The following is a 16,140-nucleotide window of genomic DNA, read 5'->3' on the forward strand; positions in this document are numbered from 1 at the left end:
GCGCTACGGGCGGAAAAAAGCGGCTCAACACATTCCATTACAAAAGTGGGCCGTCTCAACACATCGCCATTACATCTCGCCGCTAAAGTTGCGCCCGTAAATGCAAATAATTCTCATCCAACAACTATATCATGTCGATATCCAGGCTTTATTCGGCTTGCGGTCGGGCCGCTTCGACGGCATCGCGCGCCGCCTCTTCAGTCACGTTCGCCGCACTTGCGCTGACGGCGGGCTGCACGCTCGTGGCCAGCGCGCCCGCGTTGGCGGCGCAACCCGCGAGCGCGACGGCACCTGTTGCCGTCACCGACCTGGCAGGTCGCACGGTGCGTGTGCCCGTCGCCGAACCGCAGCGCATCCTGCTCGGTGAAAGCCGGCTGCTGTCGGCCGTCGCGCTGCTCGAAGGGCAGAAGCCGCTTGCGCGCATCGTCGGCTGGCAAGGCGATTTGCCGCTGATGGATCCGCAGACCTACGACGCGTACGCGCAGAAATTCCCTGAAATCAAAACGATTCCGCTGATCGGCAAGGCAACGGAAGACAGCATCAGCGACGAGAAAGCGCTGAGCCTCAAGCCCGATCTCGCGATCTTCAGCCTGGGCGGCCACGGCCCGAGCCGCTATAACGCGCTCGTGAAGCAACTGGAGGCGACGGGTACGACCGTCGTGTTCATCGACTTCCGCCTGCATCCTCTGCAGAACACGCTGCCGAGCATCGAACTGCTCGGTGCCGTACTGCATCGCGAGCAGCAGGCGAATGCGTACGTACAGTTCTATCAGCAGCATCTGGCGCGCGTGCAAAACGTCGTGAACCGCGTGCCCGAAGCGCAGCGTCCGAAGGTGTTTGTCGATCTGCTCGCGGGTGTATGGGACGCGGGCTGCTGCCACACGGCGGGCAACGGCAACTTCGGCGAGTTCGTGCAGGCTGCTGGCGGACGCAACATCGCGCAAGGTCTCGTGCCGGGCGTGCTCGGCGACATCAGCATGGAACAGGTGATCGCCGCGCAACCCGACGTCTACATCGCCACGGGCAGCCGCACGAAACCTGGCCTCGCGTCGTTGCGCGCCGGCGCGTTGACGAGCGGGCACGACGCGCGCGCGAGTCTCGCACAACTGATCGCGCGTCCCGGCTTCGACACGATCAAGGCGATTCACGACGGCAACGCGCACGGCATCTCGCACAACTACTACGACTCGCCGTACAACATTCTCGCGATCGAAGCGTTTGCGAAGTGGTTCTATCCGAAGCAGTTCGCCGATCTCGACGTGCACGCGACGCAAGCCGATCTGTACAAGCGCTTCCTCGCCGTGCCGCCGCAAGGCACGGAATGGGTCGATACGCCGCTCGCGCAAGCCGCGCTACAGGCATCGCACTGAACGAACGATTGCGCTCATGTCCGACTCACTCTCCGTGACCCGTTCAGCGCCCGCCGACGACAGCGTGCAGCCGTATCTGCGCATGACGCGTCTGCGCGCGCTATGGCTGTGCGCGGTCGCGTTGCTGATCGCAGCCTCGCTACTGTTCGATCTGCGTTCCGGCCCGTCCGGCTTGCCGCTTTCCACGCTGCTGCATGCGCTGTTCGATCACGCATCGGCCGATGCCGCGACGAATGTGATCGTCTGGCAGATACGCATGCCGTACGCCGTGATGGCGCTGCTGGTCGGCGCTTCGCTCGGTCTGTCGGGCGCGGAAATGCAGACCATCCTCAACAATCCGCTCGCCAGTCCGTACACGCTCGGCGTATCGGCGGCAGCGGCGTTCGGCGCGTCGCTCGCCATCGTGCTCGATGTCACGCTGCCCGGCATCGCGCAGACGTGGGTGGTATCAGCGAACGCGTTTCTGTTCGCTTTCATGTCGGCGTTGCTGCTCGACGGCGTCGCGCGCTGGCGCGGCATGAACACGTCGGGCGTCGTGCTGCTCGGTATCGCGCTTGTCTTCGCGTTCCATGCGCTCGTTTCGCTGATGCAGTTCATCGCTTCCGCCGACGCGCTGCAAGGACTCGTGTTCTGGACACTCGGCTCGCTCGCGCGTGCGGACTGGCCGAAGATCGCCGTGCTCGCCGTCGCGCTCGCCATCGCATTGCCGCTCTCGCTGCGCAACGCGTGGACACTCACCGCGCTGCGGCTCGGCGAAGACCGCGCAGCGAGTTTCGGCATCGACGTGCGGCGTCTGCGGCTCGGTACGCTGCTGCGCGTGTCGGTGCTGTCGGCGCTGGCCGTGTCGTTCGTCGGCACGATCGGCTTCGTCGGGCTGATTGCACCGCACATCGCGCGTGCGCTGTTCGGCGAAGACCATCGTTTCTATCTGCCCGGCAGCGCACTGCTCGGCGCGTTGATGCTGTCGCTCGCGTCGATTGCGTCGAAGACCATCGTGCCCGGCGTGCTGATTCCGGTCGGCATCGTGACGGCGCTGGTCGGCATTCCCCTTTTTCTCGCGATCGTCGTGCGCTCGCAGGGAGCGGCGCAATGAACGGCCTGTCCATTCACGGTCTCGGCGTGCAATACGGCAAGCGCGCCGTGCTCAGGTCACTCGATGCAGGACCGCTGCCGCGCGGCCAGATCACTGCGCTGCTCGGCCCGAACGGCAGCGGCAAGTCGACGCTGCTGCGCGCGCTGGCGGGTCTCACGCGCGCGCACGCGGGACAACTCACGCTCGACGGCGAAGCGCTCGAACTATCGGCGACGAGTGCGCGCTCGCACAGTGTCGTGTACTTGCCGCAGTCGTTGCCGGCAGGCGTAAAGCTGCAGGTGCTCGAGTCCGTGCTCGTCGCGAGCTGCGCGACGCGCGGCGCTTTTCGTGCGCATTCCACACGCGCCGACGATCTCGCGAATGCGCGTGCCGTGCTCGAACGGCTCGGCATCGATGCGCTCGCGTCGCGCTCGCTCGACGAACTGTCAGGCGGGCAACGACAACTGGTCGGCATGGCGCAAGCGCTGGTGCGCGAACCGCAAGTGCTGCTGCTCGACGAGCCGCTGTCAGCGCTCGACCTGAACTACCAGTTCCATGTGATGCGCGTGCTTCGCGACATCACACGCGAACGCGGCATCGTCACGGTCGTCGTTCTGCATGACATCAACACCGCCATGCGTGCCTGCCATCAGGCGATGCTGCTGCACGCAGGCCGCATTGCGGGCTTCGGCCCGAGTGTCGAGGTCATCACGCAAGCAAGCCTTGCAGAAGTATTCGGTGTCACCGCGCGAATCGAGCCTTGTTCGCGCGGCCAGCATCAAGTCCTGATCGACGGACTCTCCGTTCAGGACGGCATCGCCAGCCGCTAGACATTCGTCGACGCGTCCCAGCCAGCCACCTTCACCACGCCGCATTCGTTTCGAAGCACGACGCCCGCCACCCGGCGGGCGCCGCGCCGCTGCGTGGCTCGTCAATTCGTTCAAATCAACCACGGGGAAAAAAGATGAAAAAGACACTCGTCATGGCCGCTATCGCGGCAAGCTACGCTTGCCATGCGCAGGCGCAAGACAGCGTCACGCTTTACGGCGTGATCGATGCGGGGCTGTCCTATAGCGACAACCAGCAGGGCAGCAGCGCGTGGCAAGCGGGCAGCGGCAACGTGACGGGCAGCCACTGGGGCATGCTCGGACGCGAAGACCTGGGCGGCGGCACGAAGGCGATTTTTCAGCTGGAGAACGGCTTTAGCGTGATGAACGGCACGCTGCGCCAGGGCGGACGTCTGTTCGGCTACCAGGCGTATGCGGGACTGGCGAATGACAGGCTCGGCACCGTGACGCTCGGACGTCAGTACGATTCCGTGGTCGACTATCTCGCGCCGCTCAGCTTCACGGGTCATCATCCGGGCGGCAACAATCTGTCCGCGCACCCGTACGACAACGACAATCTGAACAACTCGTTCCGCGTGAACAACGCGGTGAAGTACGCCAGCAACAGCTATGCGGGCGTGAAGTTCGGCGCGCTGTATGGCTTCTCGAACGAAGCCGGCGGATTCGCCGACAACCGCTTGTACAGCTTCGGCACATCGTACGAAGCCGGTCCGTTACATCTCGGCGCAGGCTACTTCCAGGCGAACAACGGCGGCAGCAGCAACACGAACGGCGCGTTGACGCTCACCGACCGCACGTTCATCGCAGCGCGCCAGCGCACTTACGGCGCGGGCGGCAGCTACGCGATCGGCGCGGCCACGTTCGGTTTCGTCTGGACGCGCACGCAACTGGGCGGCCTCGCGACGATCAACGGCGCAAACAGTCTCGGTCTCGCGGCAAACGGCGAAGGCATGAACTTCAGCAACTATGAAGTCAACGCGAGTTATGCGCTCACGCCGACCATCGCGCTGAACGGCGAATACACGTACACGTCGGGCTCGATGTCGAACGCAACGGGCCAGCATCATCCGAAGTGGCATGAAGTCTCCGTGCAAACCGATTACTTTCTGTCGAAGCGAACGGATCTCTATGTGCAGGCGAGCTACCAGCACATCGCGAGCGACGGTTCAGGCCTCACTGCCGATATCAGCGGGCAAAGCCCTTCGTCGAACGATCAGCAGGTCGTCGTTGCGGTTGGGATGCGGCATCGGTTCTAAAGAGACGCTGCCGCTCTAGAAGCATCGAGCCGCCGGAATCCGGCGGCTCGCATCAACACCGTTAGAACTTGTGCCGGATACCCACGCGCACCGTGCTTTGCCGGTCGCTGGCGGAAGGCGTCAGATTGTTGATGGCCGCGACGGCGGCCCTACCCGTCGAGTCCGTACCCGATGCCTTCTGATAGACGCCGATCAGATACACGTCCGTGCGCTTCGACAGGAAATAGTCCGCGCCGACCACATCTGATTGCGCGACGTTTCACCCGCCACACTAGCCAGGCTGTACACGCCGCCGAATGTGAGGCCCGTGTAGTTTGCGCTCGTGTACTTGACCGCATGGATTCAGGTGCACATGCACGTCCAGTTCTCCGCCGACCCCGGCATTGCGTGGCTGCGCGCTGCAATCTGCGAGATGTTCTCAGATCAGACCGCGTCGAGATAGCTCTTTACGAGTTCGTGAATCTCCGCAAGCGCGTCGAGCGCCGCACGCAGCTCGCACTCGGCACCCGGCTTTGCCAGCGCCATCACATCCGCGAGCGCTTCGTCCTGCTCTTCGGCCATCATGCAGAGGTAAAACGGCGTGCGCCCCTTAAAGCCGTCCTGCTGATCCATGATTGTCTCCCTGCGTTGGCGCGTGGATCGCATGCCCACGTGCGCTATTCATGTTCCGCTCGCGAAACGACCTCATCGGGATCGAGCACGCAGTCGGCGAGCTCCATCAGATTGCTCGCGAACACGGAGGGCTTCCACTGTTCGACGGTCAGCCGTGCGCGTGCCGATAGCCGTTCGCGCAGTGCATCGTCCAGCGCGAGCGTGCGCATGCGCGCTGCGAGCATGTCCGCGTTTCCGGGTTCGATCACATAACCGTTGACCCCGTTCACCACGAGTTCGCGCGCCACGCCGCATGTGTCCGTGACGATGGCCGTTCGCGATGCCGCGAACGCCTCGTTGATGCAAAGACCCCATTGATCGAACTCGCTTGCCAGCACGACGAAATCGGCCAGCCTGTAGATCGCGGGCATCTCGCCATTCGGCAACGCCTCGAGAAACCGCACGCTGCCATCGAGTTCGCGCTGCGAAACGAGGCTTCTCAGCGCGGGCTCGTCGCCTCCCTGCCCGATCAGGACGAGTTCGATTGCCTGATCCGCAAGGCGGGAACTCGCGAACGCATTGATCACGACGTCCACGTTCTTGCGCGCGACGAAGCGGCTCACACACAGCACATAACGTCGTGGCAAGCCGCGCAGATCGCGCACTTCATCGGCAGTCGAATAGGCGGCCGCTGCGCGACGCGAAAACGTGTCGACGTCGATCACGTCGAAGCCCACGCGCGAACGCCAGCGCGGAATGCCCAGAAACTCCGCATAGTCGCGATGCCGTTCACCGGCAACGAGCGCGGCATCGAACCGTCGCACGAGCCGCCTCTTCAGCCATTCCTTGACGTCGTTGCGTGTCCCGTCGTCGGCTTTGGAGTCCGACATGTAGATCAGCGCGAAGGGTCGCGTGAACCGTCTGACGAAACAGAGCCACAACGAATAGGGCGTGTCGTAGCCCAACGTGACAACCACATCGGGCTCGACCCGCCGGACGATCGCAGTGAGTTGCGCAAACACACTCAACCAGCGGCCGCCTGCATCGCTGACATCTTTCTCCAACGTAGTGACCCGCTCGTGACGCTGCTCGAAGAACGACGCGCGCCGCGTCTGCGGAAATGAATAGAAACCTGATCGACCGAATACTTCGACGAGACAGACTTCATCGCCACGCCTGGCCGCGAGCCGCATCAGAGCTTCGTAGCGCGGCACATGGTAGTCACCCAGGTGACCGATAACGAACAGCATCCGCATGACGTCCTCAAAACACTGCTGTTGGCAGAAACGCTCGACGCGCTAACCCGTCGGGATGCCATTATTGATTTCGATGATCTTCCTGATTGTTCAGACCACTGGCGAACGCAGCAGCAGCCGCCACTCACTGTATTACGTGCAGCTTGTTACGTTTGTATGTATTGCTACTCGTGACTGCAATTTGTCGATTAAAGGCTGTTTTGCACAGCGCAATTCTCGCTTAACGCGCGCGCACTATTCTCTATTAAAAACTGACTCACAAAGATAGACTGGTCCGGACATCGATTGCGATGCAATCGCGTCAATTTTGTGTCTGCATAAAAGACTAGCGCGTCTTTCAAATCGTAAGCAGAACACGCCTTTCACTACTGTGCGCAAACAAGCCGAAGCTACTTTATACCGTCTATGACGGCTCTCGGGAACAATACCAAGAAGAACAGGGACGATCGGAATCCTATGAGTACCTCGCCACTTTCCCGGCTGTCGCATTTTGTACTTTTTCTTCTCTGTCTTTGCTTCATTTCCGGCGCGACGACTTCGCATGCATCCACGGTCGATTGCAGCGCCGGCACGCTCGTCACCGTCGTCGCGCATCTCGACGACGATCTGCTGTTCGTTGAGCCTGAAATCAGCGAACGGCTGCGCGCGGGATGGTGTGTCACGACGGTTCATCTGATTGGCGGCGCCAATGGCGCGAACTTCGCGTATGTGCAGAAGCGCGAAGAAGGCTCGCGTCTCGCCTATGCGCGTGCCGCCGGTGTAGCGAACGCATGGGGTGAATCGACGATAAGAATTGCGGGAAAGCCCGTTTTTCAACTCACTTTGAAAGCGCAGCCCCGCGTGCGGCTGCTCGAACTTCGACTACCCGGCGGCGCAGTTCGCGGCGGCCGAGTACCGCTCGCACTGCTCTGGGACCAGGGCGCAACGCTCTCCACTTATCCGATGGGACGCGGAGAAATTCCGGCAGCACGCTACACGCGCGACTCGCTTTCCGCCGTGTTGAAGTCGATCCTGCAAGACGCCACGCGCATCGCGACACTCAACCCGGACACCGTTCCGTTCATCGAACATCCCGATCACATCTACGCCGCCCGTATCACACGCCACATTGCGCAGACGTTGGAGCGATCCGTACCCATCGGCTACTACATCACCTATCCGACGGGGAACTGGCCGCCGACGCTATTCGGCGACGCGGCGCAGCGCAAGCGCGATGTGGCGGCGAGCTATTTCTCCGTCGACGGAGGCGACTTTGCGCATGTATTCGGCGAATATCAATGGGACGGAAACTGGGTATTGCGCAACTACGTGCGCAACGATACGACGCTTCACAAGGTTCCAGATTTCGTCGCGCTACCGTCCGTTCTATTCAATGCAGGGTCTAATCAATGTCTGACATCGCGCGGTGCGGGTCGCGAGCCTGTCCTAGCACCCTGCGACGACTCACGTAATCAGCAGTGGAAATGGGAGCCACGTGCTACCTACGCGGGCAACCAGCACAACGCGGCACTCGTCTCCGCTTCGTCGGGGCTATGTGTGAGCGAACAGAATGGCGCACTCACAGAGGAACCTTGTGAAGAATGGAGTGCGTCGCAACGTTGGACGCCCTGGGATTTTGGTCTGATATTTACGCCCTCACGACGGTGCCTGGGCGAAGAAGACAACCGGCTTCATATCCGGGGCTGCGCTTCATTGACGACGCGCTACAGATGGTCCGCAGCACGTCCGGCCTGGTCCACCGATCTTCGCCTCGCCGGCGCGATGTATGGCGACGTGACGGGACAAGGCACGCCTTCGGCCATCTACCTTCAAAGAAGGTCCGACGGTCCCGGTTTCGATGTCTACGTTCAGAACTCTGTTCTGCGCCTGTCCGAAACCCCGGATAACTGGTACGCCAACGCCGTAAGCTTCGACAGCCGTGCGACGCAACCGACGTGCAACACCGACACGTTGTGTTTCGACAGTGCGCGCTTTCTGATCGGCGACTTCGACGGCGACGGCCGCGCGGATCTGATGGTCGTCACGCCGAGACATGGCGGATCCGCGTTCTGGCTATTGAAGAGCAATGGCAACCGCTTTCTCGCACCCACACTATGGTTTCAAAGCAATGACGACATTCCCGCTGAACGCGCACAGCAGTACATTTCCTTCTCAACGAAGGAATCACCGAGCGAAAAAATATTGATTGCAGTCCAAAGATCGGACCACACCGTCGAGCTTTGGACCGTAGGCGCCGATCATGCCGGACATATCCAGCAGACAAAAGTACTCGACAGCCATCGCTTCCGATCCGGTGTGCAAATTCTCTCGCTGAGAAGCGAGCAAAAAAGATCCGCCCCGTTTATTGCCATTCAATCTACCGACGAAAGTCCCGGCATGGCGGTGACGACATTCGGATTCGACAATGGTCGCTGGAGCACTGGCAAAACGTCTCTCCTTCCTTCGCTATTCAAGCGTGACATGACGCGATTCACGAATGACGCCAGCGCGGACATGTCGATTGTCATCACGGTTCCGCATTTCGCAGAACCAGGCGGCGTGGATGTGTGGAGATGGAATGTCGCTCGTCCCGATATGGCGCCCGTTTTTCTGAAGTACCTGCCGGATATTCGCTGGCAAGATGCCGCGCCATCCGTGCTTCACGATGCGAGCAGTACGGCACTCTTCTTCTACGAAAGGACCGACGCAATATTGACCAATACGCTTTTCACGGCCGGTAAATCCACCCTCGTTCGATATCCGTTCAACGAAAACGACATACGAAGTACACCTGCGGAATCATTTTTGCTGCCCGCCGTTTACTCGGAATCGCTATGGCTCGAACGCGTCGTCCAATAGAGGTACTTTGATCCTCTTAAAATGAGAATCGAGTTCAATTCTCATCGAGATAGAGAAACGAAAAGTTCTCCCGAAAGAATAAGCGTGTCCAGTAACGACTAGTGCTTGACCGAATCGCGTCGCATGGATTGGTTATGGTATATCCACTTAGGTCGATCGCGACGAACGATGATCGAACCATGCAACCGTACGCTACAAAAACAAGAGTTCCACGGTTCGGCGAGCCGGTGCTCCAGGTACAAGCCCCATTAGGAAGGGTGATACGTGCGGATACTACAGGTTGTCTATGCGCCACGGCTGTCGGGTGCGGAGATTCTGGCAAAGGGTCTCGCCATCCAGCACAGGGAGGGCGGCCACGAAGTCTGCATCACCTCGATGCAACCGCAGCTGGCTGATTTCGATCACAGCCGCAGCGAACTCTCGGCAGCAGGCGTGCTGTGCGACTTTCCTGATTCCCCCTTGGGAAGAGTAGGACGCCTCAGGCATCTCTGGCGTTGCGTCCGACGCTTCCGACCCGACATCATCATCGCGCACGCCACGCTCGCGGCGCTCTATGTACGCCTTCTGCCCAGCGTCGCACCCGTCGTCTATGTGATGCACTCGGGCTCCAACGATTTCGCCAATCCCAAGCTGAAATGGGCCGAGCGCATGTTGTCGCATCGCGCAAAAGTGGTCGTCGGCGTATCGCCGCAAAACACGTGTGACTATCTGCGCGAAGTCGGCCCGCATCCGTGCGTGACGGTGATTCCGAATGGCGTGGATCTGCCGCGCTTCGAAAACGCGGCGTCTGCGCAGAGCGCTGACGATTTCCGTGCCTCGAAGCAAATCGTGCAGTTGGGGCGCTATGTCAGCGACAAAGGACAACTGGAAACTGTTCATGCGTTCGATATCGTATTGCAACACGAGCCCGATGCACGTCTCGTGTTCTATGGCGTGATCGAAGATCAGGCCTATCACGATAAGGCCATGAATCTCGTGCACCGTTTGAACCTGGCCGCCCAGGTCACGCTGTGCGGCCCCGCATCGAACGTCGCCGCCATTCTGCAGACATCGCAGGTATTCGCGATGCCCTCGCATAGGGAGGCGCACAGCATCGGCTTCCTTGAAGCGTTGGCTTCGGGTATTCCCGTGGTGGCGAGCCGGATCGCGGCATTCGAATTCGCCCGCGATTTCCCTGGCGTGTCGCTCGTCGATACGAAGAACACGTCAGCGTATGCACACGCACTGCTCGATGCGCTGCATGCGCCACGCGCGCGTCGCGCGATGGACGGCTATACGTTGCGCGACACCGCCGAGCGCTACCTGAAGATCGCCCAGAACGTTTTCGAAGGGAACGGCATCGCCGGGAAATCGTCGATACCCGACTGGAAGCGCAACGAGTCTTCGATGTGAAGCTGGAACAAGAACTGTCCGTCATACGTTTCTTCATCGAGCAAGCACCATCACCGACGAACTCAGCACTGCCCAACGGACTCGACATGAACCCTGAAGCCCATGATCAGGACAATTTCGGCAGCGCGCTGCAACTGCTGCTGAACGAGCAACGCGATGCAATGCAGACGATCCTCACGCTCTCGGACGCGACGCGCCACCATGATGCCGCTTCTGCGCAGGCCGCACTGGCCGAGATCTTTCATGCCGCGGAGCGGTGTCATTCCGCTTATCGCGCGATGGTCGGCGAGATCGTCGCAGCACAGCAGAGCGGCCTCATTTCACGCAAGGCTTGAGGGACGTCGGGCAATTGTCAGCGGGTGATCTGCAGATAGCGCCTTAGCGTGATTTGTCTGATTGCGTGTCAATGGAGGAAGACTGAACTACATTGAAAAGGCGTCGCGCTGCGTGCGCTTGCCAACATTCGCCCATCGATTCAACGAGGCAGCATGAGAGGCTGACGGGCGAACTGGAGCCGATGCGCGTGACCGAATCACGTGTCGACGCCGGGTCTTTGAAGTATTGATCCAGTTCATTCAGGTTGGGGAAGAACATGATGTCTACTCGTGCGCCTCAAAGACTCGACACGAAAGAATCCGAAGGCACAGACGTCATTCCCCGTCGATTGCGGCAAGTCGCGATCGTACTGTTCGACGGCTTCGATCTGATGAGCGCCAGCGTCATTGCCAATACGCTCGAACTTGCAGGCGAGCTCTCGGCACGCGGCCCGATTCAATGGACGTACCGGATCGCCACACTGTCCGACCACGATGGGTATGTGGCCAGTTCTGCAGCGTTGCTACTCTGCGCCGAAGCATTTGATGTACACGCCGAACATGAATTCGACGCGATCTTCGCGATCGTCGGTACCGACGCATGCATCGATACGCGCTCGGCACAACTGGTCGCGTGGATCAACCGGGCGCGCTCGAAGGCCAGCGATGTGCGGCTCGTGGGAGCGACGCCGCCGGGACTCGATGACCATGCTTATGGTTTTTTCGACGAGCACTCGCCCGATCCGCACACACGCGCCGCACATCATTCCGCCGATTGCAAGTCGAAGGCGCAAAGTCTTCACGACGCGCTCACGGGCGCGTTGAAACTCATCCGCCGCGACATGGGCGACAGCATGGCGCGGCGCGTCGCCGAACGGCTGTCAATCTGTTCGCGCGACATGCTCAACGCCATCTTCGAGGATGTGGTCGGCAGCACGCCCGCCGAGAAAGTGCGCGCAGCCGCTCACTGGCTGCAGGACAACTGCCGCCGCCAGGTCACGATCGAAGACGCCGCACAGGTAGCCGCGATGAGCGAGCGCAGTCTGCTGCGCCACTTCAGAAGCGAGCTCGGCATGACACCTTCCGACTATCTGATGCACGCGCGGCTTCAAGTCGTGTGCAACCTGCTGATCGAAACGGACCTGCCCGTCGACAAGGTGGCAAAGCGCGCCGGTTTGACGAGCGGCGACCATCTGGCGCGCAGCTTCCGGCGGCATATGAAAACGTCGCCGAGCGAGTACCGCGCGCAGCGTCGGATGCAATGCTGAGCCGTACGGCTCGCTCCGGATTCGACAAGATACAACACCCCTTTTTTGCCGGGTTTTTGCGCGCCGCGCGCTGCGGTATGCTGGCGGCTTTCCCGCTTTAGAACTGACGAATCCCGATGTCCGACGAATACGAAGTCCACGGCCCGCACGATCACGCCATCGAGCATGCAGGCGCTCACGGCAATGACAACAGCGCGTCGCGCCTCGCCGTCATGACGGCGATTCTCGCGAGCGTCGGCGCAATCGCCGCTTATCAGAGCGGAGCCAACGAAAACCTTGCGCTCTTCTACAAGAACGAAGCCGCGATCCTCAAGACGGAAGCTGCGAACCAGTGGGCTTATTACCAGGCCAAGGGAGAAAAGCAGAATCTCGCGGAACTGGGCGCGGCATTGACCGATCCGGCGTCGGCTGCGCACGCGAAGTTCATCACCGATACGCAGCGTTACAAGACCGAGAAAGAACCGATCCGCCAGCAGGCGGAGTCGCTCGAAAAGCAGGTGAAGAAGGACAATGAAGTAAGCGAGTCGTTGCAGCATCAGCATCATCGCTGGGCACAAGCGACGACGCTGGTTCAGATCTCCATCGCGCTCGCCGCCATCACGCTGCTGACGAAGAAGCGCTGGCTGCAAAAGCTCACCATCGGAATGGCCGTCGTCGCCATCGGTCTGTTCGTCACCGCATTGATCGGCGTATGAGCATGGCGGGCGGCGCGTCGCTCATTGCGTCGCATTGAGCTTGCGCCACAACGTCGTCTTGCTGATGCCCAGCGCGCGGCACGCGGCATCGCGATCTCCGCCGCACGCCGCCAGCATCGCGCGAATCTCGTCGGCTTCGACGTGACGGCTGCGCTCGCGCAGCGTCAACGCGCCCTTCTTCTGCGGCCGCGACGACACGAACAGTTCGGGGGCAACGACATCGAGCATCTCGCGCGTGAATGTGTCGTCTTGCGTATCGGCGAGTTCGACGGCAATCCGTTCGATCACGTTCTGCAATTCGCGCACATTGCCCGGCCACGCATAGCCGCGCAACGGCTCGCCGATCTGCGCAAGCACGCGCGTCGCCGCTGGCAGGTCGAAGACGCGCGCCGCGAGCCTGGGTTCGCGCGCGGCGGCCTGCAGTAGCAGTTCGGCGGCGAGCGGCAGCACGTCGGTCGTGCGCTCGCGCAACGGCGGCAGCGCGACGCTCAGAATATTCAGCCGATAGTAGAGGTCCGCGCGAAACGTGCCGTCCTCGATCCCTTCCGTCAACGCACGATGCGTCGCGGCAACCACGCGGATATCGACACGCGTCGGCTCCGTCGACCCGAGCCGCACCACTTCCCGCTCCTGCAACACGCGCAGCAGCCGGCTTTGCAACGGCAGCGGCATCTCGCCGATCTCATCGAGGAACAGCGTGCCGCGATGCGCCGCTTCGATCAGCCCCGCCTTGCCGCCCTTGCGCGCGCCCGTAAATGCGCCTTCTTCATAGCCGAACAGCTCGCTCTCCAGCAAAGCTTCCGGAAACGCGCCGCAATTGATCGCGACGAACGCAAAGTCGCGCCGCGCGCTTAGCTGATGCATGCTCTGCGCGACCATCTCCTTGCCCGTGCCGCTTTCGCCGAGTATCAGCACGGTCGCGTCCGACTTCGCATAACGCCGGACGAGCGTGCGCACGCGTTCGATCGACGGACATTCACCGACCAGATCGTCTAGCTCGTAGCGCGCCGTGAACTGCTGCGCGCGCTGTCGCGAACGCAGCGTGCGATCGAGCCGTTCGACCGCGCGCGATTCCTGGAACGTCAGCACCGTGCCCGCCGATGGCCCCGCACCCGCCAGCGGCCCACGATGCACGAGATAGCTGGTGCCGCGCACGGACACGAGCGTGTCGCCGTCGTTGTCCGGCAGCGCGCCGGCGATATCGGGTGCGAGCTGCTGTAAAGGCACACCGGCCGCGCTGGCGGCATCGATGCCAAGCACGCCCGCGAGACGCTGGTTGATCGCTTCGACGCGCCCTTGCGCGTCCAGCGCGACGACACCGTCGCGCAAGTGCTGCAACAGGTTGTCGAGACGCTGACGGCGCACGCCCTCGGCACGCGTGGCCTGCGCGACTTCGAGTGCCGTATCGAAAGCGCTGCGCACCGATGCGCGCGAATACAGAAAGACGGCACCCATGCCCGCACGCTCGGCGAGATCGGTCACGTGCCCCGGACCGACGACGGCATCGACGCCACGCTCGCGCAATTCGCGCACGCAGTCCTCCGCATCTTCCGTCGAGCGGTATGACGCGAAGATCACATCGATGCCGTATGCGGCCGTAAAGCGTTTCACCTCGTCGGGCGTGTCGCCGTGCGTGACGAGCGCCACCGAATTGCCGTCGCGCCGCGCGCGTGCGAGCGCCTGCATCACGTCGAAGCCCGTCGGCGTGATGACCACGACGGGGACGTTGACGCGCGTCTTCAGATACGCGCCGTTCGAGCCGCCCGCGACGATCACGTCCGGCAACTCGGCTCCCGCCGCTTCGATTTCCTGCACGGCGTCGTCAAAACCGCGCGGAACGACGCGCAGGTCTGCGGGGCCCGCATACTCGCTCGCGATATCGACGAACAGATTGCTCAGGCGGCTGATGCCCATCGCCCAGATGCGCGGGCGCGGATTCGAAACGCTGGAAGGTGTGCTCATCGCGGCGGTCCGGTTCAGATCCACTGTGGTCTTCCATTATGCGCGCGCGATTTCATAACCGAAACCACATATTTCAGTTTTGAAATCATCGCGGACGCCGAGTGACGCGTTCGCCTCGCAAAATCAGAGACTTAGCGCGACCGTGAAGCCTGGCACGTCATTTGCAGATATAGGCCCGCAAATCCACGGAGCCTCACAGTGAACTCAACCAGACAACCCACCAGCGCCGGCGCTGCGTTCCGCCAGGCCGTCGCAGAAGGACAACCGCTGCAGGTCGTCGGCGCGATCACCGCCTACGCCGCGAAGATGGCCGAAGCCGTCGGCTTCAAGGCCGTGTATCTGTCGGGCGGCGGCGTCGCCGCAAACTCGCTCGGCATCCCCGACCTCGGTATCAGCACGATGGACGACGTGCTCATCGACGCCCGCCGCATCACCGACGCCACGAACCTGCCGCTGCTCGTCGATATCGATACCGGCTGGGGCGGCGCGTTCAATATCGCGCGCACGGTCCGCTCGTTCATCAAGGCGGGCGTCGCCGCCGTCCACCTCGAAGACCAGGTCGGGCAGAAGCGCTGCGGCCATCGTCCGAACAAGGAAGTCGTCGCGACGCAAGAAATGGTGGATCGCGTGAAGGCGGCTGTCGACGCGCGCACCGACGACCAGTTCGTCATCATGGCCCGCACCGATGCCGCCGCCGCCGAAGGGCTCGACGCCGCGATCGAGCGCGCCGTCGCCTATGTCGAAGCCGGCGCTGACATGATCTTCCCCGAAGCCATGCGTACGCTCGACGACTATCGCAAGTTCAAGGCCGCCGTGAAGGTGCCGATTCTCGCGAACCTGACCGAATTCGGCTCGACGCCGTTCTTCACGACGACGGAGCTGCGCGACGCGAACGTCGATATCGCGCTGTATTGCTGCGGCGCGTATCGCGCGATGAACGCGGCCGCCCTCAATTTCTACGAGACGACGATGCGCGACGGCACGCAAAAGGCCGCTGTGCCGACGATGCAGACGCGCGAAGATCTCTACAAATATCTTGGCTATCACGCGTACGAGGACAAACTCGACGCACTGTTCGCCACTAACAAGTAATTGCATCTGGAGGAAGACACATGAGCGAAGCAGACAACGGCACGCAAAGCGCGGGCACATTCAAGCCGAAAAAATCCGTCGCGCTGTCGGGCGTGACGGCGGGCAATACGGCCCTGTGCACGGTCGGCAAGACGGGCAACGACCTGCATTACCGCGGCTACGACATTCTCGATATCGCGGGCGCCT

General features: G+C 61.6%; 13 protein-coding genes and 2 pseudogenes. 11 read left to right on the top strand and 4 right to left on the bottom strand.

The annotated features are described in order from the left end of the window. Positions 1–131: 131 nt before the first annotated feature. The 4 genes from G3N95_RS10205 to G3N95_RS10220 all read left to right on the top strand — a co-directional run bounded on the left by G3N95_RS10205 (position 132) and on the right by G3N95_RS10220 (position 4,546). Entirely contained in the window at positions 132–1,370 is a 1,239-nt protein-coding gene (locus G3N95_RS10205) for an ABC transporter substrate-binding protein (protein ID WP_241018350.1), read from the top strand. A gap of 16 nt (positions 1,371–1,386) precedes the next feature. Beyond that, on the top strand, positions 1,387–2,463 hold the full coding sequence (locus tag G3N95_RS10210; protein ID WP_205969863.1) for an iron ABC transporter permease: 1,077 nt from the start codon (positions 1,387–1,389) through the stop codon (positions 2,461–2,463). Continuing rightward, the gene (locus G3N95_RS10215) at positions 2,460–3,272 is read left to right on the top strand and encodes an ABC transporter ATP-binding protein (protein WP_205969864.1); all 813 of its coding nucleotides are present in this window, start codon (positions 2,460–2,462) and stop codon (positions 3,270–3,272) included. Before G3N95_RS10210 ends, G3N95_RS10215 begins: the two co-directional genes overlap by 4 nt. A gap of 134 nt (positions 3,273–3,406) precedes the next feature. After that, positions 3,407–4,546 (top strand): porin, encoded by a 1,140-nt coding sequence (locus G3N95_RS10220; protein WP_205969865.1) that lies wholly within the window; start codon positions 3,407–3,409, stop codon positions 4,544–4,546. Between the two features lie 61 nt (positions 4,547–4,607). Here the strand turns inward: G3N95_RS10220 and G3N95_RS10225 are convergent. The 3 genes and pseudogenes from G3N95_RS10225 to G3N95_RS10235 form a co-directional block, all read right to left on the bottom strand. Beyond that, positions 4,608–4,784 (bottom strand): annotated as a pseudogene (locus G3N95_RS10225) (porin); the annotation flags it as partial. A 185-nt stretch (positions 4,785–4,969) separates the two neighbouring features. Then, positions 4,970–5,158: a hypothetical protein gene (locus tag G3N95_RS10230; RefSeq protein WP_205969866.1), complete on the bottom strand. Its 189-nt coding sequence runs from the start codon at positions 5,156–5,158 to the stop codon at positions 4,970–4,972. A gap of 44 nt (positions 5,159–5,202) precedes the next feature. Next, positions 5,203–6,387, bottom strand: coding sequence for a glycosyltransferase family 4 protein (locus tag G3N95_RS10235; RefSeq protein WP_241018351.1), 1,185 nt, complete (start codon positions 6,385–6,387; stop codon positions 5,203–5,205). Between the two features lie 462 nt (positions 6,388–6,849). On the opposite strand from G3N95_RS10235, the gene G3N95_RS10240 reads away from it, so the two are divergent. The 5 genes from G3N95_RS10240 to G3N95_RS10260 all read left to right on the top strand — a co-directional run bounded on the left by G3N95_RS10240 (position 6,850) and on the right by G3N95_RS10260 (position 12,900). Next, a complete protein-coding gene (locus tag G3N95_RS10240) occupies positions 6,850–9,231 on the top strand; it encodes a PIG-L family deacetylase (RefSeq protein WP_205969868.1) in 2,382 nt (793 codons plus the stop codon). Positions 9,232–9,495: 264 nt separating this feature from the next. After that, positions 9,496–10,623 (top strand): glycosyltransferase family 4 protein, encoded by a 1,128-nt coding sequence (locus G3N95_RS10245; RefSeq protein ID WP_205969869.1) that lies wholly within the window; start codon positions 9,496–9,498, stop codon positions 10,621–10,623. Beyond that, positions 10,620–10,958, top strand: a complete 339-nt coding sequence (locus tag G3N95_RS10250; protein WP_241018352.1) for a hypothetical protein — start codon at positions 10,620–10,622, stop codon at positions 10,956–10,958. The genes G3N95_RS10245 and G3N95_RS10250 overlap by 4 nt, the downstream gene beginning before the upstream one ends. Before the next feature lie 257 nt (positions 10,959–11,215). Further along, positions 11,216–12,205 (top strand): helix-turn-helix domain-containing protein, encoded by a 990-nt coding sequence (locus G3N95_RS10255; protein ID WP_241018353.1) that lies wholly within the window; start codon positions 11,216–11,218, stop codon positions 12,203–12,205. 116 nt (positions 12,206–12,321) lie between these two features. After that, entirely contained in the window at positions 12,322–12,900 is a 579-nt protein-coding gene (locus tag G3N95_RS10260; protein WP_205969870.1) for a DUF4337 domain-containing protein, read from the top strand. A 21-nt stretch (positions 12,901–12,921) separates the two neighbouring features. Here the strand turns inward: G3N95_RS10260 and prpR are convergent, their stop codons facing one another. After that, a complete protein-coding gene (gene prpR / locus G3N95_RS10265) occupies positions 12,922–14,862 on the bottom strand; it encodes a propionate catabolism operon regulatory protein PrpR (protein WP_205969871.1) in 1,941 nt (646 codons plus the stop codon). 198 nt (positions 14,863–15,060) lie between these two features. On the opposite strand from prpR, the gene prpB reads away from it, so the two are divergent. Continuing rightward, positions 15,061–15,954: a methylisocitrate lyase gene (prpB, locus tag G3N95_RS10270; RefSeq protein ID WP_205969872.1), complete on the top strand. Its 894-nt coding sequence runs from the start codon at positions 15,061–15,063 to the stop codon at positions 15,952–15,954. 20 nt (positions 15,955–15,974) lie between these two features. Beyond that, a pseudogene (locus tag G3N95_RS10275) lies at positions 15,975–16,140 on the top strand (2-methylcitrate synthase); the annotation flags it as partial.

The organism is Paraburkholderia sp. Tr-20389 (assembly GCF_017104565.1).
In the GTDB taxonomy this organism is placed as follows: Bacteria; Pseudomonadota; Gammaproteobacteria; order Burkholderiales; family Burkholderiaceae; genus Paraburkholderia.